Annotated in this window: 19 protein-coding genes and 1 pseudogene; 3 read left to right on the top strand and 17 right to left on the bottom strand. The window is 67.1% G+C overall.

The annotated features are described in order from the left end of the window. From ABNF93_RS21555 to ABNF93_RS21545, 3 genes and pseudogenes are all read left to right on the top strand, one after another. A pseudogene (locus ABNF93_RS21555) lies at positions 1 to 128 on the top strand (IS5-like element ISMt1 family transposase); the annotation flags it as partial. 8 nt (positions 129 to 136) lie between these two features. Then, positions 137 to 3,661, top strand: a complete 3,525-nt coding sequence (locus ABNF93_RS21550; protein WP_349329931.1) for a golvesin C-terminal-like domain-containing protein — start codon at positions 137 to 139, stop codon at positions 3,659 to 3,661. Further along, the gene (locus ABNF93_RS21545; RefSeq protein ID WP_349329930.1) at positions 3,658 to 4,167 is read left to right on the top strand and encodes a barstar family protein; all 510 of its coding nucleotides are present in this window, start codon (positions 3,658 to 3,660) and stop codon (positions 4,165 to 4,167) included. Before ABNF93_RS21550 ends, ABNF93_RS21545 begins: the two co-directional genes overlap by 4 nt. A 1,573-nt stretch (positions 4,168 to 5,740) precedes the next feature. On the opposite strand, the gene ABNF93_RS21540 is transcribed toward ABNF93_RS21545, so the two are convergent. From ABNF93_RS21540 to ABNF93_RS21460, 17 genes are all read right to left on the bottom strand, one after another. Next, on the bottom strand, positions 5,741 to 6,994 hold the full coding sequence (locus ABNF93_RS21540; protein WP_349329929.1) for a bifunctional DNA primase/polymerase: 1,254 nt from the start codon (positions 6,992 to 6,994) through the stop codon (positions 5,741 to 5,743). 461 nt (positions 6,995 to 7,455) lie between these two features. Next, positions 7,456 to 9,048: an AICE element replication initiation protein gene (locus ABNF93_RS21535; protein ID WP_349329928.1), complete on the bottom strand. Its 1,593-nt coding sequence runs from the start codon at positions 9,046 to 9,048 to the stop codon at positions 7,456 to 7,458. 118 nt (positions 9,049 to 9,166) lie between these two features. Then, on the bottom strand, positions 9,167 to 9,640 hold the full coding sequence (ssb, locus tag ABNF93_RS21530; RefSeq protein ID WP_349329927.1) for a single-stranded DNA-binding protein: 474 nt from the start codon (positions 9,638 to 9,640) through the stop codon (positions 9,167 to 9,169). Positions 9,641 to 9,679: 39 nt separating this feature from the next. Beyond that, positions 9,680 to 9,880 carry a type II toxin-antitoxin system HicA family toxin gene (locus ABNF93_RS21525; RefSeq protein ID WP_349329926.1) on the bottom strand — a complete coding sequence of 67 codons (201 nt, stop codon included), beginning with the start codon at positions 9,878 to 9,880 and terminating at the stop codon, positions 9,680 to 9,682. Next, positions 9,881 to 10,084 (bottom strand): hypothetical protein, encoded by a 204-nt coding sequence (locus ABNF93_RS21520; RefSeq protein WP_349329925.1) that lies wholly within the window; start codon positions 10,082 to 10,084, stop codon positions 9,881 to 9,883. Positions 10,085 to 10,149: 65 nt separating this feature from the next. Then, the gene (locus ABNF93_RS21515; RefSeq protein WP_349329924.1) at positions 10,150 to 10,557 is read right to left on the bottom strand and encodes an RRQRL motif-containing zinc-binding protein; all 408 of its coding nucleotides are present in this window, start codon (positions 10,555 to 10,557) and stop codon (positions 10,150 to 10,152) included. Further along, positions 10,557 to 11,264, bottom strand: coding sequence for a hypothetical protein (locus tag ABNF93_RS21510; RefSeq protein ID WP_349329923.1), 708 nt, complete (start codon positions 11,262 to 11,264; stop codon positions 10,557 to 10,559). Before ABNF93_RS21510 ends, ABNF93_RS21515 begins: the two co-directional genes overlap by 1 nt. Next, positions 11,261 to 11,440 (bottom strand): hypothetical protein, encoded by a 180-nt coding sequence (locus ABNF93_RS21505; RefSeq protein ID WP_349329922.1) that lies wholly within the window; start codon positions 11,438 to 11,440, stop codon positions 11,261 to 11,263. Before ABNF93_RS21505 ends, ABNF93_RS21510 begins: the two co-directional genes overlap by 4 nt. 214 nt (positions 11,441 to 11,654) lie before the next feature. Beyond that, complete coding sequence (locus ABNF93_RS21500) at positions 11,655 to 13,937, bottom strand: winged helix-turn-helix domain-containing protein (RefSeq protein ID WP_349329921.1); 2,283 nt, start codon at positions 13,935 to 13,937, stop codon at positions 11,655 to 11,657. A gap of 102 nt (positions 13,938 to 14,039) precedes the next feature. Further along, entirely contained in the window at positions 14,040 to 14,369 is a 330-nt protein-coding gene (locus ABNF93_RS21495) for a hypothetical protein (RefSeq protein ID WP_349329920.1), read from the bottom strand. A 752-nt stretch (positions 14,370 to 15,121) separates the two neighbouring features. Continuing rightward, positions 15,122 to 16,312 (bottom strand): hypothetical protein, encoded by a 1,191-nt coding sequence (locus ABNF93_RS21490; RefSeq protein ID WP_349329919.1) that lies wholly within the window; start codon positions 16,310 to 16,312, stop codon positions 15,122 to 15,124. 141 nt (positions 16,313 to 16,453) lie between these two features. Continuing rightward, complete coding sequence (locus ABNF93_RS21485) at positions 16,454 to 16,651, bottom strand: hypothetical protein (RefSeq protein ID WP_349329918.1); 198 nt, start codon at positions 16,649 to 16,651, stop codon at positions 16,454 to 16,456. Positions 16,652 to 16,849: 198 nt separating this feature from the next. Beyond that, complete coding sequence (locus tag ABNF93_RS21480) at positions 16,850 to 17,740, bottom strand: IS982 family transposase (RefSeq protein WP_349329917.1); 891 nt, start codon at positions 17,738 to 17,740, stop codon at positions 16,850 to 16,852. A 70-nt stretch (positions 17,741 to 17,810) separates the two neighbouring features. After that, positions 17,811 to 17,951: a hypothetical protein gene (locus ABNF93_RS21475; protein WP_349329916.1), complete on the bottom strand. Its 141-nt coding sequence runs from the start codon at positions 17,949 to 17,951 to the stop codon at positions 17,811 to 17,813. 4 nt (positions 17,952 to 17,955) lie between these two features. Continuing rightward, on the bottom strand, positions 17,956 to 18,768 hold the full coding sequence (locus ABNF93_RS21470) for a hypothetical protein (RefSeq protein WP_349329915.1): 813 nt from the start codon (positions 18,766 to 18,768) through the stop codon (positions 17,956 to 17,958). Beyond that, the gene (locus tag ABNF93_RS21465; RefSeq protein WP_349329914.1) at positions 18,765 to 18,953 is read right to left on the bottom strand and encodes a hypothetical protein; all 189 of its coding nucleotides are present in this window, start codon (positions 18,951 to 18,953) and stop codon (positions 18,765 to 18,767) included. The genes ABNF93_RS21470 and ABNF93_RS21465 overlap by 4 nt, the downstream gene beginning before the upstream one ends. A 780-nt stretch (positions 18,954 to 19,733) precedes the next feature. Beyond that, a complete protein-coding gene (locus tag ABNF93_RS21460) occupies positions 19,734 to 19,904 on the bottom strand; it encodes a hypothetical protein (protein WP_349329913.1) in 171 nt (56 codons plus the stop codon). Positions 19,905 to 19,941: the final 37 nt, after the last annotated feature.

Genomic DNA, 19,941 nt, shown 5'->3' with positions numbered 1-19,941 from the left:
TCAACCGACTCAAGCAATGGCGCGGCATCGCCACCCGCTACGACAAGTACGCCATCACCTACCTCGGCGGACTCACCCTCGCTGCCGCCATCCTCAACTACCGCCAGGGTTTAGGAGACACGGCCTAGTCAACTCGGTGACTGAGCCGAAAGGTGTACTCACCACCAGCGTGCCGGACGACTTCAAAACCAGCTACGTCTACAACGCCGTCGATCAGATGATCTCAATGACCGACGCCGACGGCGGGCTCACCAGCTACAGCTACGACAACGTAGGCAACCTGACCAAGGTCGTCGACCCGGTCAAGAACGCCACAGCTGACACCGGCGACTTCACTACCCAGTACGACTACAACATCGCCGGCTGGCCCACCACAACCACCGACGCCGCGGGCAAGACCACATCGGTGACCTACGACTTCGACGGCCTGGTCAACAAGCAGACCGACCAGGACGGCAACCAGACCCTGCTCACCCTCGACGCCCGCGGCAAGGTTCGGCAGGCGTCAGTCCCGCACAAGCTGCAAGACCCAGGAAACCCCGACAGCATCGTCTACCACACCACCAAATACACCTACGACGAGAACGGCAACACCACCAAGGTCGAGTCACCCCGCGGTGTCGCCACCGGTGCAGCGGGGGACTTCACCTCCGAAACCGTCTACGACGAGATGAACCGGATCACCGAACGGCGCACCCCGTTCGACCCGGCCGATACCAACCCGGACTACCGGAGCCATGTGTCCACCCTGTTCTCCTATGACGGGGTGGGCCGGTTGTCGAAGGTGTCCGCACCACCCTCGGACGGGCAGTCGGTACGGAACGACACGACCTACGGCTACTTCGACAACGGCTGGACCAAGACCTCGGCCGACCCGTGGGACATCACCACGTCCTACGACTACAACGACCTCGGCCAGCAGATCGAGCGGATCGTGTCCAGTGCGGGTGGGTCGGCGTCGCGGACCCAAGGCTGGGGCTACTACCTGTCCGGGAACCTCGCTTCCCGCACCGACGACGGTGTGCCGGTAGGTGCGGCGACCGTGCTGGTCGACAACTCCGACACCCAGAACACCGCGGCCAGCCCTACCGGCAACTGGGCGACCGGGACCGCCGCGCCGGGGCATCACGGGTTCGACTACCGCACCCACGCCGCCGGTACAGGCAGCGATGAGTTCACTTGGAAGCTGCGGATCCCCGACGACGGCACCTACCAGGTCTTCGTCAAACACCCCGACGTGTCCGGTGCCGCGACCAACGCCGCCTACACCATCACCCACGCCACCGGCACCGCGAACCAGACACTGAACCAGCAGACCAACGCCGGGGAGTGGAGATCGCTCGGCTCCTTCACATTCGACGAGCAGGCGACCGGTCAGAAGATCGTCCTGAAGCAGAACGCCGGCGGCATCGTCTCGGCGGATGCGATCAAGCTGGTCCGTGACAACTCCGGTGAGGCCGATAACGAGCTGATCGATTTCAGCTACCGGTACGACCCGAACGGCAACCTGAAGCTGATCACGGATGCGAGTCCGGGTGCGGCGATCAACGGCTACGACGTTACTTACACCGACCTCAACCAGGTCGAAGAGGTGCTGGAGAAGGCTGGTGCGCAGACCAAGCACACCACCACCCTCGACTACCACCCCAACGGGACCCTCGCCAGCCGCACCCACGACAACAAGGCGATCGACTACGCCTATGAGGTGCGGGACCTGCTGTCGGAGGTCACCGACAACACCGGTACCACGCCGAAGATCACCAGCTACACCTACGACGACCGCGGGATGCGGCTCCAGGAGACCAAGCCGAACCAGAACACCGTCACCTACGGCTACTACCTCGACGGGCTGCTCAAATCCCAGGAAGAGACCAAACCCGGTGGGACCGTGGTCACCGGCCACGACCTGACCTGGGACCCCAACGGCAACAAACTCTCCGACGTGGCGCGGCGGATGAACGCCGACAACCACGCCGCCACCCTCACCACCACCTCGGCGTACGTCTATGATCCGCTCGACCGGATCAGATCACTAACGAAGACCGGCACGAGCGCCGGCAGCGAGTCGTACGTTCACGACGCGAACAACAACGTCATCTCCCAACAGATCGGTGGCGTCGCCACCAGCTACAGCTACAACCGGAACCGGCTCGTGTCCGCGACCACCAGCGGGACCACAGCGAACTACAACTACGACCCGTTCGGCCGCCTCGACACCGTCACCGCCGCCGATGAGCTGGTCGAGTCGTACCGATATGACGGGTTCGACCGGATCAAACGCCACACCAAGAACACCGGCACCTCCACCACCTACACCTACGACCCGCTCGACCGCACCGCATCCAAAACCACTGATGTTGGTGGAGCGGGGGAGAAGACCACCGACTACGAATACCTCGGACACTCCAACAAGGTCGTGACCGAGCTCGTCGCCGGACAGGTAAAGAAGAGCTTCTCCTACGACGCCTACGGCCAGCGGCTCACCCAAACCACCGCGCTGGACGGCGGTGGCAGCGAGGACGCCCACTACTCCTACAGCCCCCACACCGACGTCGACGCCCTCACTGACGCTGCCGGCGATACGAAAGCCACCTACGGCTACACCGCCTACGGCAACGATGATGAGGACCTGTTCACCGGCATCGACAAACCCGACACCCAAAACCCCGACCAGGAGCCCTACAACCCCTACCGATACACCGCCAAACGCTACGACCCAGCCACCAACAGCTACGACCTCGGCTTCCGCGACTACAGCCCAGGCCTCAACCGCTTCCTCACCCGCGACACCTACAACGGCGCACTCGCCGACATGAACCTGGCCACCGACCCCTTCAACGGCAACCGCTACGGCTACGCCGCCGGCAACCCAATTACCCGCCTCGACTACGACGGCCACTACGCCATCGAAGAAGACGGCACCCCACTCGGCTCCGACGGCACGCCAATTGGCCTGCCAACCAGGCGCACCGCACCGACCCCTCAGTTGCAGACAGACCCGACTGGAGGTTCCGGCCCTGCCACCTCCCCGCAAACAGATCGGACTCGCACCTACTGCGGCTCCTCGACGTCCCCGCTGAATAGCACAGGCGCCTACGGAAGCGGCTGCGCCGGCCTCGGCGGCACAGGCATCACACCCCGCACCTACACCAGCGGAACCGCCGGCCCAATGGACGTACTCGCCGCAGGTGGCATGTTCCTCGCCGAGGACTACATCAACTGCGCCAACAGCCCAGGAATCTCCGCATCCTGCGGCCTCGCCGCAGCAAGCATCATTCCTGTCGGTAAACTAGCCGCGATAGCTGGAAAAGCCGTCATCGGCGGCGTCAAACTCGCAGTGAAAGGGGTCAGGAGGACTCGAACAGCCGCAAAGGCCGGCACGTCAGCCCTTGATGCACTGTCGCCGGCAGTTCGGTCCAACGTCGACGACGCAATCCAACGCGCGGCAGCTGGGAAGATCCGCTTCCCTGGCCACGACGGCAAGGTCTACGGCAACTCGGATGAGTTGCTTCCGCGCGGAGGTAACTACACCGAGTGGACAGCAGCCGAGGCCGGAGCTAAGCGAGGCGTCCACCGCGTAATCATCGAGGGGGACCCCGCCAACCCGAATGCCATCTACTACTGGGACCACGTCAATGCGCCAACTTGGATCGGGCCATGACCCCCATCGCGCAGCCGTTCACCATTCATCTCGGCGTTAACGATGCCCTGCAGGCACGCTTCGAGGAACAGGCCCACTCGCGTGGGATGAGCCTCATTAGGCTCGACCTCGCGGGTCTATCCGACCTCGCCTCGCTCGTGGACTACCTGTCCAAGGCCTTCATGTTTCCTCACGAAGTGGCGGGCCTCGATGCGGCGACCGACCTGATCTCTGACCTTGAATGGTTTGGCAGCGCCAGTGGGTACTTGGTTGCCGCGCGCGGGCTGGCCGAGTCGTCTGTGGTCGCTGAGTCGTTCGTCTCGATCCTACCGAATGTCGTAGATCGCTGGCGAAGCCAGGCTGTGCCGTTCGTCGTGACCATCGATGCGAAGGGCGATCAACTGCAACGGGCGCTGCTCGCCGCCAACCGCGAGATGGAGAGGGCCGGCCGCCTTCCATGGGCTCAGCCCGGAACTGGCCCCGTTGATGTCATCGACCACACGGTGGAACCGGGCACCGACGGATGAGATCAGCGATCCACTGAACCCATTGCCGCAAAACGCAGTGAGAGCCTGCATTGGGGGGCTGGACCTGGTGAGTCGTACAACCCCGCCTGCCCCGCGTGACGTTGGTGAGATCTCTTCGGAGTTGACGCAGTTCCGGGGGCAAACAGTTCGTTTGCATCCCCGGATCGGTGACCCTGGCCGGGGCGACAGCTCGCTCGCTGGGCCCTTGCTTTGGCCAGCTGATGAGGCATGGCCCCCGTGTCAGGAACCCCATGTGGAATACGAGGACGTCGAGGCGCCGTCGTGGGTCGCGTCGATGGATCAGGCAATGGCATAGAGCATGAAGACAGGTGCGGAGGTCGAACAGCGAGACGATGGGACATTCGTTGGTCGTCGGAGGCAGGATCGCCCGTCGGAGGTTCCGGTCCCGCTGGTCGCGGTACTGCAGTTGTTCGCTCGGGACGTGCCTGAGTTGCCATTTCCGGAGCGGTGCGACCTATTCCAGTTGCGGTGGTGTCCGAACCACCACTCCGCATCTTGGTGGGGACCGCGCCCGCTGACTGTTTGGCGGCAAGCGACAGGCATCGGTGAGTCGCGATCCAGTCCACCACCGGCGTCACGGTTCGACGACGAGATGTTCGCCTATGACTATGTGCCGATCCCGTGCGTGCTAAGCTCCGAGCGGGTCGTGGAGTGTCCGTCGATTGAAGATCTTCACGATGAGCTCCGTGCACGAGTCGCACAGTGGGACGACCAAAACGATGAACAGTACCGGTACGCGCTATCTACCGCCCCTGGAACGAAGGTGGGTGGGTATCCACACTGGATCCAGGACCCAGAGTGGCCGGTGTGTGGGCGTGGCCATCCAATGAAACGTTTGTTGACCATCGCTAGCGACGAGTTCGGTTCTAAAGGGCGGTGGCTCCCACTCGAAGACCGCGACGCTCCATCGATTGCTAAACCACGCAGCATCCTGGATCGTGACGCCTGGGCGCCCCCACGGGATCATGCTCGGCGACGTCGGATCGATGTACCTGTTCACCTGCACAAGCTGCCCCGGCCGTACGCTAGCTGGCACGAGGCAATCCTCGTGAGGAGTTCGAACGAGCCCGATGTTGCATGGCCTTCACCGGCTGCGTTGAAAGGCCTGGAGAGTCGTGCCTGGACTGACACGATCAGGCGTGTGACTGGCGAGGTCGCGGCGGCGCGTCAAGGGCTCACATCAGGGATACGTCTGAATGTCGAATTCCAGGTGCCAGGCGACATTCCGCGATCTGATTCTCAGTGGGCGCCTTCGGAGGAAGTCGTTGCGTCAACACATTCGGCGTTCCCGGTGAAGCTCCTCCGAAGCGGGCTCCGGCCCCTTGACAGCCGACGAGCCGATCCGCCCCTCGCTTCTTTCGTGGTCCCACCTATGCTGCGCTCCGATCCTCGCCATCCGTTCCACAGCTACGCAACAGGACCGTGAGGCGGTGGCGCTGCCCATCCGTTAGGGGCGGCCAGCCTGCGACTAGACCGCGGACATACTCCGTGATTGTCTCGGGTTGCAGGTCGGGTTCGACGGGGCGCACGCGATCCTTCCGTCGGGCTTGAGTCACTCCGATGCCACCTCCTGAGATCGGATGGGCGGAGATCGTCGCGAGCTCGTGGGAGCAGGTAATGGTGTGGCGATACCTCTGGCCAGGGCCCGGTGGGTGATGCGGTGGGCTTGGTTGGCTGAGAGGCCACTGGCGGTGCCGGCGGCGACGAGCTGGTTGGTGACGTCGGCTTCGTCGAGGCCGGACCAGTCGAGGAGGCCGCCGGCGTGGTACGCGAGGGCTGCGAGGGCGCGTTTGCGGCCGTCGCGCATGCCAGTGAGTCGGTTGGTGCCGCGGTTGATGACGGTGGTGAGGTAGGCGGCCGGGCCTCGTCCGGACGAACTCAGTCCTGGTTGTGGTGGCGGCACGGGCCGGACGGGCCGCGGTGGGCGGGGAGTGGTGACGCGGCTGACTTCGCGGGCGAGCCAGGCCGGCAGCCGGCCTGGGTTGGCGATGTCACCGGTGACAACTTCGTACTTGCCTGCGGTTGTGGTGGCGCCAGGCGCGACACCGTAGGACCAGCCGGCTTTGACGTCGATCTGCCAGCCGAGTCCGTGGTTGCTGAGTGCTTGCCGTAGCCCTTTGACGGGTGCCCGGTACCACAGGTGTCGCCCGCCGGATGGGGTGGCAACACTGACCGGTTGGTGACCAGGGTCGCCCGGCCAAGGATGCGTCCCGCCGCGAATCTGGGCGAGAAGGCGGAGCGTGTCCCTGCCGTCGCGGTAGCGGCCGGGGTCTCGCCATTGGTGCTCGTCGATGGGTTCAGCGGCGAGGTTAATACCGGGAAGGAGTCCGGTGGCCAGGTCATCCGGAAGCGGGTCGCCGTGGGTGTCGATGTCAATCAGAACCCGGTCGGATGGTCCGGCGGCGATCCCGGGGACGGCGTGTGGTTCGTCGTGCCACCAGCCGGTGATTATGGTCGGGTTGGTGGTGGCGGCGCGGACTCCGTGGCACCACTTGCCGGCGGGCAGGCATGGGCATTCCTCCGCCGGGTGCGGGGTGCCGCGGGCGATGGTTCGGCAGGTGCGGCAGTTGCCGAGTGGTCGTTTGCTGACCGGTGAGAGCGGAAACACGTGCCAGCCAAGGCCGGCCAGCTCCAGGGCGAGGCGCACCGGTCCGCCCTTGGCGTCGGACAGGTCGAGGGTGACTTGTTGGGCGGTGACTTTGGGGATCCATCCGGTTGGGGTGGGTGAGCAGGTGGGGTGTTCGGTCTGGCCGGGGTAGATCGGGGTCAGGCGGCCACGGCAGCGACGACAACGTGGTTCGGACATGAGACGGATCTCCTCGGGGCGGGGGATGCCTACATCGCCGGCCACAGGCGGGGCGCCACGGTCAGCGGGCGGCGCGGCGCGGCGGGGGTGCAGGGCCGGTGTGCCGCGAGCCGACGGTGCGGGGTGGGGTTAGGCATCCCCCGCCCCGGCCGGGCGGTGTCGGCGCGGGTTGTGCGGACGACGTGGGTGGCGCGCAGATTGGAACAGGCCCGAATCGATGTCACTGATGTCACCGGGCGCGCGTCCGTGCAGGTCAGGCGGCCTTTCCGGGTGGTGACATGAGCACGGTCTTCTTGTCACCTGATGTCTCTGGGACCGGGTTGTTGTCACCGGGGCGGTGACATCAGTGACGACAAGGTGACAACAGCATCGGCTTGTTGTCACCGCCGAAAACCGGGCCCTGACCTGCGCAGATGATTCGCGGGTGACATCAGTGACATCAGTTCTCCTCCTTCTGAAATCTAAGAAGGAGGAGTGCTTCTACCCTGCCCGGAGAGCAGGTTGTGGTCGGTGATGCGCTGGAGCCGAAGGGTGCGGCGCTTGTTCGTCCGATCGGGGCGGATGTCGACGCCGACCTTGCGCAGCGAGGGGGCGATCTCGCGGACCTTGCGCCCGACCGCTCTCGCGTCTTTGGGCAGCTCGTCGACGGGCAGCCCGTGACGTTCACAGATAGCTCGGAGGGCGGTGAGCAGGTCCTCGGCGGTGCCTTCCCACACACCCGGCTCGAAGCTCCCGCCTGCGTGGCCGGGCTTGAGAGTGGCGGCGTGCCAGTGCAGCGCCCGGGCGAAAGTATTGCCCTCGATGAGCGCCATGCCCAGCGCGGCGACCCGGGCGCGGTAGGTGGGCAGGGTGGCCCACCCGGTCACGGTGTCGACGGCTGCGAGCACTTCGGCGAAGTCGGCCATCCTCGGCGGATCCGGCAGCTGCACGGTGGGCAGTTGGGCGAGCACCCCGGCCACCAGGTCCAACACTGCGCTGAGCGCATCGGGCAGTGCGGCGGCACGGGCGGCGGCGATGTCGGCTTCGGCGCGGCGGTGTTCGATGACTTCGGGTTCGACCAGCAGCATCCGGTCGGTCAGGTCACCGGCCAGGTCGTGCTTGATCGCGATGGTGGTCATCGCAATCACCCGCTGGAACGAGAACACGGCGATGTCTTCGTCGGAGTGCAGTACCCGCTGCAGCACCGCGTCGCCGGTCACTCCTTTACAGAGGGAGTTGGACAGCCAGTCCGGGATCTCGGTCACGTTGTCGAAGCTGAACGCCCACGAGGCGCGGGCGAAGATCGCCCACTCGCGTTTGTCGGCCGGGCTCTCCCGGTCCTCGGCCGGTTGGGGGTCGATGAGGCCGAGTAGGCAGCGGATCAGGTTCGACTTCGCGGTGCCCTGCTCGCCTTGGACGAGCAGGATCGGGTGCGGGATGTCGGTGAAGTACGCCGCAACCACCCAGCCGATCACCAGTCGGAAGTCGTCCTCGGACAGGTTGACCAGTGTCCGGAGCGGCGCCAAAGTGCCGCCGCGGACTGGCTCGACGAGGGGGTGGGTGAGCTCGGAGCGGCGGAAGATCACCGGCGACGACGGGCGGATGTCCCACCCGTCGGGCGTGATGTGGATGCACTGCCCGGTTTCGGTGCCCATGTCCACCACCAACGCCTCGCCGTCGTCGGAGTCGCCGGTGTCGCCGGTGTGGCCCATGCGGAGGAACACCGGGGTGGGGTCGAGTTCGCTGGCCTCGCCTTCCAAGACGTTGATGCAGTCGGACAGCGCCGAGCCGGTGGCGACTTTGCCAGTCTGGCGCCACAGGGAGTCGGCAAGTTTGGCGCGGATCCCGGCCCCTGATTTGGAGGCGAGGGGGACGGCGATGTTCGGGCCGAGTCGGGGGACGGCGTAGGTGCGGCCGTCGGTGGACCGGATCAGCCGGTAGGCGTCTTCGGCCATCTGCATCAGGATCTGCGCCTGGGTTGGCCCCTTCCCATCGGCGGACGGTTCGGCAGCCATCCCCGCAGCCTCGTGGGTACCGGCGTCGTCGGGCAGGTCGTCGTGATCGGGAGCCACCACAGTCTCGGAAACCTCTCTCCACACAGGGGACGTGGGACATTGCCACAAGAAATAGCGGCCAGGCACACCCCCGAGGAGGAGGTGTGCCTGGCCGCCGTGTCAGTCGTCGAATGTGTGGTTAGAAGGGTGGTTCGCCGGCGGGATCGGCCCCGGCGCCGACAGGTTCGGGGCGTGTCGGCGTGCCGTTGGCCCACGGGTCATCCGGAGCTGTGGCTGGTGCCCGGCGTGCCCGTTTCGGGGTTGCGGTGGCGAAGCTCAGCTCGACACCTACCGCGTCGGCGGTCAGCTTCCACGACGACCTGTTCTCCCCGGTCTTGGCGTCGGTCCAGTGGTCTTCTGCGAACCGGCCAGCCACCACCACCCGGTCGCCCTTCTGCAGCGACTCGGTGACGTTCTCGGCCAGCTGCCGCCACGCCGTGCAGCGGACGAACGAAGTATCCCCGTCGGTCCACTGGCCGGTCTGCCGGTCATAGGACCGGGAGTTAACCGCGACCGTGAACGACACGACGGCCGCCCCGTTTGGGGTGAAGCGGAGTTCGGGGTCGCCGGTCAGGTTCCCGGCCACGGTCGTGGTGATCTCACCATTGCGCATGGAGTTTCCTTTCGGAGAAGGGGTTGGGCTGGTTGTGGGTCAGCAGTTCAGTCCGGCGCGGCGGAGGTGGGCGCGGGCGTTGCGGTGGGCGCGGCGGTCCGACGGTGTGCCGCCGAGGACGACGATGGCGCCGCGTGGGGATCGGAGTTTGAGGTGGCCACGGCGGGTGGTCTGGACGCGCCAACCGGCCCTGAGCGCGGCTTTGACGATGGGACGGAGGTCGCGTTGCAGACGCGGCATTCAGGCGGCCTGCCGTTCGACGTCGCGCAGGTAGTCGTCCCAGTCGTCCCAGGTGTTGCCGCACGGAGTGCAGACAACATCGCCGAAGGCGAGCTCGGTCATGGTCTGGCCGCAGTCGAGGCAGCCGCCGCGGTCGGCGAGGTCCTCTAATCGTTCTCTGGCGAGCTCGACGAGCTGGTCGTCGTCGACGGTGATCTCGGACATCTCGGTGCTTCCCTTCTGGATGTGAGGGTGGTGCTGCAGGCAGGCGTTGCGGGTACGCAGGGCGGTTATGCGGCCAGGCCCGTCTGCTTGGCCATGCAGTCGCCGCACAGGCCGGTGGACCGGGCGACGCAGTGATCGGCGTGTTGCTGGCAGCCGGCACACCAGCGGCGGGCCGCCATCGCGCGGGTGAGTGCGGCTTGTTGCGCGGCGGTGGGGATACGGGAAGGTTGGGCGAGGTCGAGGCGGTACAGCCAGGCGAAGGCACGGTCACGTCGCCACACCAGCAGCGCGTAGGGCTCGTGCCCGCCGGGACACAGCCGCTTGGCGCGCACCTGCCGGCGGGTGGCGAGTCCGTCAGGTGCCCAGCCGTAGCGGAAGGCGGGGAGTCCGCTGATCCACCGGCCGGGCACCTGTCGTCCGTCCCAGAGCTGGATCATGACCGCGTCGCGCCACCCGTACGAGCGGCGCCCCATCACGCCGCCCGGCTCAGATCACGCTGCAGCGGTGCGTACCGGTCGGTGCGGAGCCGGGTGATTCGGGTGATGGCCGCGTCGGGGAGCCCGGCGCGGCGCATCCTGGCGATCACTTGCGCTGCTTCGGCCGGTGTGACGGGCACCCGGTCGCCGGCGATGCGACGCAGTACGGCGGCCTCGTCGACGCCCGCGTCCTGACCGTCGCCGTGCAGGTTAGGCAGCACGGCCGGGTCGTCGATGGTGTTGTCATCCCACGCCAGGGGTGGGGCGTAGCCGGCGGCGCGTGCTTCGTCGCGGGTGCGGGGGCACGGCCCTGGTGTCATGGACAGGATGTCGTAGACGCGGCAAACGGCGTCGTGGACCGAGGGCGGTACCCAGCCGTGGCCGCGGTCCAGCACGGTCCTGGTGTCCAGGCCTGTACGGAGGTCCAGGTCGCGGTGACGCCATCCCATCGCCAGCAGTGCCTGGATTCGTCGGAGGACACCGATGGACGGCATGGTCCCGGGCGGGCCTGGACTGGGGTTGGTGACGGCGAGGAGCCGTTCGGCGGTTGCCCGGAGCACCCGGTCTTGGCGGCCGGACGCGACGTCTTGAACGACCCGTACGGCGACGCCGGACGCGACAGAAATCTGCGGCACGGTCATGCCGACACGGATGAGGGCGCGGAGGTGACGGGCGGCCTGCTGGGCGGGGATGGATGGGGTCACCTGGACCACCGCCTTGCCACGATCTGTGCGACGTCGACGGCGATGACGACCAGGGCGAGCACACCGGCGGCGATCGCCAGGACGGGCGAGAGTGCGGACAGGAGCAGACCGGTGATGACGGCGGCCGCGGCCGAGAGGACCCAGCCGGGCCTGCCAAAAGTACTGGTACGAGACACTGGAGATCGTCCTTTCGATGGAGGGAACGATGTGGGGGGCGGCCGAGCTGCTTCGCGGGCTGGTCGGCCGCCCCCCGGCGATTGCCGTGTGTGATTACGGGGCGTGTGCGCGGAATCGAATCAGCTCACGTGAACCGAAAACCGAAAACCTTCTCTACGCGCGGGCGATGGGCGAATTGACTCATGAGCTGATTCGTTTGTGAGCCAAAGTCGGCTACTCAAGGTGACGGGTGAGAGTCCACCCAGCGCCGCGGCCGGCACCGACCATGCGGACCAAGCCGGCGTCCTGGAGCGTGTTGAGACGACGCACAACGGTTGCCCTCGACACGTCGACCCCGAAGTTGGCCTGGATCGAGCCAGCGCTGACAGGGATGCCCGCGGCCTTGCCGAGGACGTTAAGGATGCGACGCGCCAACTCGTCCTGCGCATCATCCGGTTCGTCGTCGTCCGGCCGGTCGATGTCGATCCCCTGCCGGGGCGTGGGCACGGTGGTGGTGTTGCCGGACAGGTAGCCAGTTCCGCCAGTGGCAGTACGGGTGGCGTCGGCGCGGCGGAACGCGGCGTCGGCGGCCTGGCGGATGCGGGTGCGGGTTGTTTCGATGTCGACCCGGACACGTTCTGCCTCGTCTGCGGACATCGGGACCGGTGCCGGTGCCAGCGTCCGCGGACCAGTCCGCGACTGTGCCGCGGATCCCTTGAGGCCTCCGGATTCCTCGAGGTCGCTGGACGTTCCGTTCGCGGTGTCCGTGTACTGGTTGCCGAGGACGTTCGCGGCGGCGGTGGCGGACCGTTCGTCCAGCCTGGGACGGGTGCCGGCGGATAGCCGGTCCGCGACTTTGCGGACGTCCTCCGGCTTGTACAAGGCGTACGCCCTGTGCAGCGTGGGGAGTACGTCGCCGCGGGTGGACAGGTAGAACGACCCGTCATGCGGAAGCGCCGAGGCGTCGATCTGGGCGTAGTGGGACGGGAACACGAACCGGGAGTGCTCGTTCTTGGCCAGCCGGAAGCAGGCCCGGATGTTCAGCTGGGCGATGAGCTGTGCGGCTTGGCCGTAGCCGAACGCGCCCGCGGAACCGTGCTGGCTGTGGATGTCGATCGAGACCAGCAGCGACCGTCCGGTGCGGGCGACGTTGGTGGCCGAGGCCAGGATCGCCTCCCCGTGGGTGGGGTCGGCGACCATGGACGCGAACTCGTCCAACATGATCAACACCGTCGGGACGCCGTTGCCGGGTGGGATGGCGTCGTCGCCGTAGGTCTCCCCGGCGAACACGCCGCGTTCGGCGATGACCGCCTCACCGGCTTTGAGCATGGCCAGCACCTTGGCCGGGGTGTCGGCTGGTGGCATGTCCAGGCAGCCGAGCCAGGGACGGGCTTTGGCGGCGCGTTTGGCGACCTCGCCGTACCAGATCACACAGTCAGCGCTGGCCGCGGCAGCGGCGAGTTTGACGTTGATCCAGTTGCTCTTCCCGCCACCGGCAGCGCCCATGGTCAGTCCACGGTTCGCACCAGAGTTGGGGTCGACGAGCTGGATGGTCGCAGTGGTGCCGTCCTCGCACACCCCGACCGGCACGGGGTCGACGATCGACCGGGAGCCGGCTTCCCACGCCTCGGCCAGGGCCGGGTGGGGGATCTCGCCGGTGGAGGAGAACACGTCGTCACGGACCACGGTCATGGTGGCGCGGCGGGCGTGCTTGAGCACCTTGGCCACCTGCACCGACCCGATCCGTAGTCCGAGCAGCGATTCGATCCGCGCTTTCTGGGCTGCGAGGGCGTTCGCGGTCTGGCCCGGTGGCAGCTCGATGAGCGCTTCCCAGCCGATCTCGCGTCCGGTCGTGGTGTCGGTGAGCGTCTTGCGGCGGAGCATCTTCGACCCGGCCAGCTGGATCTGGCCGGCGACATCCGACCAGCGTTCCCGCTCCCGCAACTGAACGACGTGGTCGCGGACGGCATGGTTGAGCCACCACGGAATCCCGACCGCAGCAGTCGCCGCCACAAGAGCCGCGGCAACCCACTGATTGTTCGCGCCCCACACCGAGGCGGCGGTCGCCCAGCCGCCGGTCGCCAACGCGGCGGCGTGGGCGTGGGTCCGGTAGCGGGCGTTCTTCCACCGCCGGACGGCCATTGCGGTGCCGGCCCAGACCGCGCCGGCGACCAGCAGAATCGTCGACGTGGCGAGCAGCTCGACCGCGACCACGCCGGCGACGGCGGTCACGAGCGCCCAGGTGACGGGAGCGAGTTCCCACCGGTACCGGAAGTACCAGCGGCCGAACCGGGCGGACAGCCGCCCATAGGTCGCCCACGGACGCGGCTCCGGGCAGCCGCCCAGATTCCGCGGACCGCTCAGGTTCCGCGGGCCGGGCCGGTCGAAACGTCCGGCTCCCGGGCGGTCGAAGGGTCGGTTAAGGGGTTCGAGGGGTTGCTGGCGACGTGCCAACCGGCGGTCCGGTCGCCGCATACCTCGCCGCGCCGGCCGGCGGGCGGGACGTCGTCTCGCCATCACGTCTCCTTTCAGCTGGGTCATTCGGCAGGGTCGATGGGGGCGGGGCCGGCCTGCGGGACACGAGCCGGCCCTCTGTGGGCAGGGGGTGGATGGTGTGGGTTAGGAAGCGGCCTTGAGTGGTGCGACGCCGTTCTCTTCGGCTTCGAGGATTGACTCGTAGACGGAGCGGAACGTTTTCGCGGCGTTCTCGAATGCGCCGAGCAGGTCGCCTTCTTCGGCGGATGTGACCAGGGCGTTGGTGACGCGGTGGTCGAGTTTGATGCAGGAGCCCAGGTCGGCGACGAAATCGGCGACGATCTCGGCACGCTGCCGCTCGATCGCGGCCAGGTCGTCCAGCTTGGCGGCGAAATCGGCGTGGTTGTCGAACTCCTGGAGGCCGTCGAGCAGGCCGTTGAAGGAGTCGAGGTACTGCTTGGCACCTTCGGCCATGTGTGTTCTCCTCTGCCAGTAGCGGGCTGCCCGACCGGCGGCCCGGGTCACAGTGCCGGTCGTCCTAGTCGTGGTCGTGGTGGTGGTGCGGCCCCGGTCACCGGCGGGAACGCCGGTCGGTCGGGGACCCTCGACGACACCCGCCGGCACGACGGGCGTGGCGGTGGGCAGGCTGCGGGTTTGTGGCGTCTGCTCTGAGTGGGTGTTCCAGTGGGCGCGGTAGGCGTCTTGGTTGGTCCAGGACTGGCCGCAGCAGGTGTAGGTGGTGCGGGCGCCGACTGCGTTGGCGATCCACCGCCACCCCCGCGAGGCGCCATCGCGACCCCCGCTTGCGGACCGTTCGGCGGCCCAGTCGGCGGCACGCACGATCCCGACGCGGACCTTCCCGGCGACCCTGACGCTGGCGCGGCCAGTTGCTTGGGTCGCCCGCCAGCCGGCCCGGCCAGCCCGGACGAGGGTCCACCGCGTGGCCAGCAGGGCGTGTTTGGTTGCCCACCCGGTCAGGGTGTTGGGCCGGTGCCACGACGTGCGGGCACGTCGTACGGCAGCCAGGACTCCCGGCGGTCGACGAGACGACCTGCGTGGACGCGACGGGGTGCGACCGGGCCGGCTCCGGACCGCGGGCGCGCGCGGCCGTCGACGAACCGCGTGTGGTGTCGCCACGTGTGGTACTCCTTCCCTTGTTGGTGGTCCGTGGCCGCCGGGGCTCGGGTAGGCGCATCCGGCGGCCACGGACGTCTTTTCGCGGCCTGCTATCGGTGGACGGTGCGCGGACCGTTCGCGAACGCGACCACGTTCACCCCAGAACCGTCCTGCTCGCTTGCCGGTGGAGTGTGTGGGTCGTTCGCGAGGTGTTCTCGAAGCTGGGGCAGCAGCGCGTACGCGGTCGTCCGGGAACATCCGGTGACGTCGCGGATCCAACCGACGTCGACCTCGACGCCGGGTTCCCATGCGGCCCGTGCCGCAGCGAGGTAGTCCTCGGCAGTTGTGCGCCGCGATTCCGTCCGCTTGGCGCTGCCAGTCGTACGGCGTCCAGCAGTCCGTGCGGGGCGGTTGGCCCCGTGAGCGTCGGACGCGTTGCTGGCGGACTGGTCGCGGGCAGCTGTGGTGTTCGCGGACACGGCGTCCGAGATGTTCGTGGACGGTTCGTGAACGGTGGGATCGGTGAGTTCGCGGATCCGGTGCGCTTGGCGGACTCGTCGGGCGACTTCGGTGACCATCGCCGGGTCGGCGTTGGCGGCGAGGCGCTGTAGCCGCATCAGGTGCCAGCCGGCAGGCCAGGCGCTGGCGTGGACCCGACGCGCGGTCACAGTCATCGTCGCGGTGCGGCGTTCCCGGTCAGCTGTGGTCAGATCGGCCTCGGTTGGGTCGATCGCGCCGAGCCGGACGAGCAGGCGGCGGGGTGTCCACCGCCACGCCCCGGCTGGCCGGGTGGTGCCGTCGGCGGTAAGCGCCAGTTGCCACATGTAGGCGGCGGCCAGCGGCAGCGCGAGTCGCAGCGGCACCTCGACAGCGGACTTGGAGTTGAGCGCGACGATGCCGCCGGCGACGGCGGCGATCACCCACACCGCACGTCCGTGCGGGCCGGGATGCCCGGGTCGGATCAGCCGGCCACCGGGGTCGCGTTCGGTTGTGCGTTCGTAGTGTCGGCGGGCCTGCAACGCCGCCGACACCATCAGCGCCTCGGCGACGAAGAACACCGCCGCGGCCAGGACGACCGGCAGGTGCAGCCGCTCGCGGGCAACTACCCACATGCCCTCGGCCGATAGGGCCAGTACCGCGATGGAGGCGACCCGGGCCACCCACTGGTTGGTATGGCCCCGCCGGTGAGCCACCACCAGAGTGAACGCAAGGACGATGGCGGTGACGACCAGGCCGACCAGCACGAGTTGGTAGCCGTAGGAGCGCCACAAAGCGGTCCAGGTATCGAGGTCGGTGGGCATGACAAAGCTCCCAACAGGCTCAAAGCAGGGGCAGGGACAGACCAGCGCAGGACAGCGAGCGCCGGCGAGAAAGTGCAGCGAGTGAGAGTGGGGACGGGTTGGCGCCGCGGGCTGATGGTGCTGCCGCGGCGCCAACGCCTGTCAGAAGATCGAGGCCATGACGTCGGATCCAGCCGATCCGAGCGCGTTCAGAAGCGCGGTGAGCATCTGCCCGATAGCAGTCCCGGCGATCGCCACGCCGAGAGCCGCGCCGAGCGTGATGCCGAACCAGTCCTGTCCTCGATGCCACACCGCATAGGCGATGCAGCCGATCACGAGCACGATGGCAGCAACAGACACGAGTTCTTCCTTCCTTCGCAGTTGTAGAGCGACGGTGCGAAGCGCGTGGCGTGCCGTGGTGCGACGACACCACCGCGCGGGGGAGTGGGCATGACAAAGCCGGGCGGTCAGTCGAGCAGTGGCTTGACCGGACCGACCGGCCGGTGAACAGCAGAGCTAGGCGCCGGACCTAGATGAAAGATTCCTTGAAGTGGCTGTTCAGTGGTCGTAGGCGGTGAGTGATCGTTTGGCGGTGACGTCGTTCGTCCAGTTGTGCCAGATGGCAGCGGCCATGGCGAGCAGGCGCTGGGCGATTCGGGTGAACACGCCTGCGGGGGTTCGTCCGCCGTGGTGCTCGAGGTCGAGTTGGCCTTTCAGGGTCTGGTTGACCGATTCGATCCACTGGCGTACGCGGCCGAGGTTGCCGTTGCGGTAGGTCTCGTCCTTGCGGTCCGGGCGCAGCAGCCTCAGGCCGATCGCGTCGGTGAGTTCCTTGAACTGTTTGCCCGCGAAGCCTTTGTCGGCGAGCAGGATCTGCCCAGTCCTGATGAGGTGGTGGTTGTGCTCCAGCAGGGCGGCTACCACCTCGCGTTCGCCGAGCTTTGGGTGTGCCAAGCACCACATGACCGGCATCCCGTCGCCGGCGCAGACCAGGTAGAGCTTGAGTCCCCAGTAGTAGCGGGAGTGGGAAGCGCAGTAGCCATAGCCGGCGTGACCCGCCAGGTCCGAACGCTTCACAGTCTCTCGCGAGGCGGCACACGGCACCGGGGTGGCATCGGTCATCCACACGTCGTCGAACCACGACGGGCACTGCTGCGCGAGCACGGCGATCGCCTTGCACAGCAACGGCTCCGCCGCCTTCAGCCGCCTGTGATAGCCGGGCTGTTCGGGCAGGTACGGGAACATGGCACGCCACTGCGCGCTGCCTCGAATGTGCCTGATCCAGCGGCGCTCGGAACCAAATCCGAGCAGCGCCTGGGCTACCGCCAAGGTGATCAACTCGGCATCGGACAACTCCGGTTGACGGCCACGACCAACCCGTGGCGGGACCACATGGAGGTCGATCAACACGTACAGTGCGGTCAGGAGGGTGTTCAGTTCTTTGCTCACACATCGATCTTGAACACCCTCCGCCTACATCCCGGCCACGACGCGCCGCGATCTTCAAGGAATCACTCATCTAGACGTCGTAGTCATAGGTTTCGTCGAGATCACAGGTGTGGTCGCGTTGGGTGCCGTGGCAGCCACACGGCAGGTAGCCGCCGACGTCAAGGATCGGATCGGCCTCGTCCTGTGCCGATCCGCCGTGAAGGTTCGTCATTGGGTCACCTTTCCTGGTAGTGCGCGAGGTTGGCGATGCGCTGCAGCGGTAGCCGACGGGCTTGTCGCATCGCCTCGACGGTGAAGTCGTCGGGCCCGAGCTGGGCCAGCGGTCGGTCGAAACCGGGCGGCGGCGTGTTAGTACGAGCGGTCTCCCACAGCCGGTACTCGACACTGCACCAGTCCTCGCCGGCGCCGGTGCTATTCGCGGCAGCAGCGGAGGTGACGAACCGGACCTTGATCGGCACTGTCGCGGGCAGGTGTTCGTCGGAGACCAGCTTCTGCGCGGCGGCCTGAACCTGCTGCTTGAACGCTGCCTGGTAGGCGGCCTCATCGGCCAGGCGGAGTTGCTCGATCAGCGCATCGGCACGGTCCACTCGCTCCGCCGAGGCATCCAATGCCGCATCGTCAGGGTCGGCGCCGAGCGTCGCCTCCTCCGCCTGCTCGATGACAAGGAACGCGTCGTCGTAGACGTGATCGATCCCCAAGTCCTCCAGGGTGACCGGCACGCACTCGACGACCTCGATCGGATCCGTCCGGTAGGTCAGCAGGTAGTCGCTGTCCGGCCCGACAGTCGATGCGAGGAACCGGTTCACGTAGTCGGCCTCCCACGATCCGGGCCGTTTCCTCGTGATCGTGTGCATGCCGCCCAAGTTCGCAGCGACGGTGGCGAGCAGGTGGCTGACGATCTCGGCACCGTCAGTTGCCTCGGTGCGGATCGCGGCTGCCAGCGCCGTAGCCGCGGTGGCGAAATAGTGCGTGTAGTCGTCGATACGGCCGGAACGCTGGTCTGCGTATGCGTCGCCAGGTGCGGTCATCGCGCACCCCCAGCACCGGCATGGGCCGCAAGCTCGGCGGTGGAGATCGTGACGTACACCCGGACGAGATCGGACCGGCCATGATTCAGGTAGGGATCGGACACGTCCACCACGTCGAAGACACCGACGAGGGTGTCCACAACGGCTTGACACTCGACCGGGAGTCCCATCAAACGGATACGCATCAGTCGTTCTCCTCTTGGTGATCGTGAACTCACTTGTGGACGGTGTCGGCATGAGAAAGGCCGGCCCGCACACCGAGCAGTTCGCTCGGCGTGCGGGCCGGCCGGTGGGGCAGGAAGTGCGTCTATGCGGCAGGCATGCGGAACGGTGGGAGCGGGACCGGTGGGTGCGGTTTGGGCCGGGTACGCAGCCTGGAGTAGCGCGGCTGGACCTGGCGGGCGTGGCGGGCGGCAGCCTGGAGGTGGACCAGCCACTGGGTGGGTGTGACGTCTACGGCGATGCGCTGTCCACTGCCAGGACAGCGAGTCGCGCCATCATCGGCGCGGTGAGCCGAGAGCATCCCGCGGCGAAGGGTCCGCCACCTGCCGCAGTCTGGGCAGGCAGCCGACGGACGCTCACCCGGATGCAACGAGATCAGGTTCGGGTTCAGATTGCTGGCCCGTAGCACGGGCCGGCGGTTGTGTCTCATCGCCTCGATATCCTTTCCAGCAAGGATGTTCGCGTCTTGGGTTCCCCAGCCGCCACGAGCCACCAAGGCTCGTGTGCAGGTGGGCAGCACAAGCAGCCACCCGAAGCGATTCGCGGGGCCGGGAGTCCGGCATCGGGGGACCATGTGGAACGTCAACCCCGACAAACCTCTGAAGGGCAAGCCGTCCGGCCCCGCAGTTCCGTCTTCAGTTCTCAACCAACCGGTAGGGCCGATGGCCCCGGTCAGGCCCTGAAGGCCTTGGCCCGGTCCGCGGCACAACACGTGGGCCGGACCAGCACCGCCAGGACGACGCTCAAGCCGCGGTCTCGGACTCAGCGGCCTCAACAGCGCCGACGGCACGCAGAATCTGCGCCGCCAACTCCCGTAACTCACCCGTGGTGCCGTGGATCGTCGTACGACCAACCTGCACACCGCGACGCGGCTCGGGCAACACCTCGATCCCGTGGACTCTCGCGACCGGCATGCGGACCACCGGTACGTAGCGGCCGGGTCGAAACCAA

The organism is Actinopolymorpha sp. B9G3 (assembly GCF_040120725.1).
Taxonomy (GTDB): Bacteria; Actinomycetota; Actinomycetes; order Propionibacteriales; family Actinopolymorphaceae; genus Thermasporomyces.
This window is presented reverse-complemented; position numbering and strand designations above follow the sequence as displayed.

Coding starts and splice junctions, on each gene's coding strand:
- ABNF93_RS21545 (WP_349329930.1), top strand. CDS start 3,658: ATGACCCCCATCGCGCAGCCGTTCACCATTCATCTCGGCGTTAACGAT.
- ABNF93_RS21540 (WP_349329929.1), bottom strand. CDS start 6,994: ATGTCCGAACCACGTTGTCGTCGCTGCCGTGGCCGCCTGACCCCGATC.
- ssb (WP_349329927.1), bottom strand. CDS start 9,640: ATGCGCAATGGTGAGATCACCACGACCGTGGCCGGGAACCTGACCGGC.
- ABNF93_RS21525 (WP_349329926.1), bottom strand. CDS start 9,880: ATGCCGCGTCTGCAACGCGACCTCCGTCCCATCGTCAAAGCCGCGCTC.
- ABNF93_RS21520 (WP_349329925.1), bottom strand. CDS start 10,084: ATGTCCGAGATCACCGTCGACGACGACCAGCTCGTCGAGCTCGCCAGA.
- ABNF93_RS21515 (WP_349329924.1), bottom strand. CDS start 10,557: ATGGGGCGCCGCTCGTACGGGTGGCGCGACGCGGTCATGATCCAGCTC.
- ABNF93_RS21500 (WP_349329921.1), bottom strand. CDS start 13,937: ATGGCGAGACGACGTCCCGCCCGCCGGCCGGCGCGGCGAGGTATGCGG.
- ABNF93_RS21495 (WP_349329920.1), bottom strand. CDS start 14,369: ATGGCCGAAGGTGCCAAGCAGTACCTCGACTCCTTCAACGGCCTGCTC.
- ABNF93_RS21490 (WP_349329919.1), bottom strand. CDS start 16,312: ATGCCCACCGACCTCGATACCTGGACCGCTTTGTGGCGCTCCTACGGC.
- ABNF93_RS21475 (WP_349329916.1), bottom strand. CDS start 17,951: ATGACGAACCTTCACGGCGGATCGGCACAGGACGAGGCCGATCCGATC.
- ABNF93_RS21470 (WP_349329915.1), bottom strand. CDS start 18,768: ATGACCGCACCTGGCGACGCATACGCAGACCAGCGTTCCGGCCGTATC.
- ABNF93_RS21465 (WP_349329914.1), bottom strand. CDS start 18,953: ATGCGTATCCGTTTGATGGGACTCCCGGTCGAGTGTCAAGCCGTTGTG.
- ABNF93_RS21460 (WP_349329913.1), bottom strand. CDS start 19,904: ATGCCGGTCGCGAGAGTCCACGGGATCGAGGTGTTGCCCGAGCCGCGT.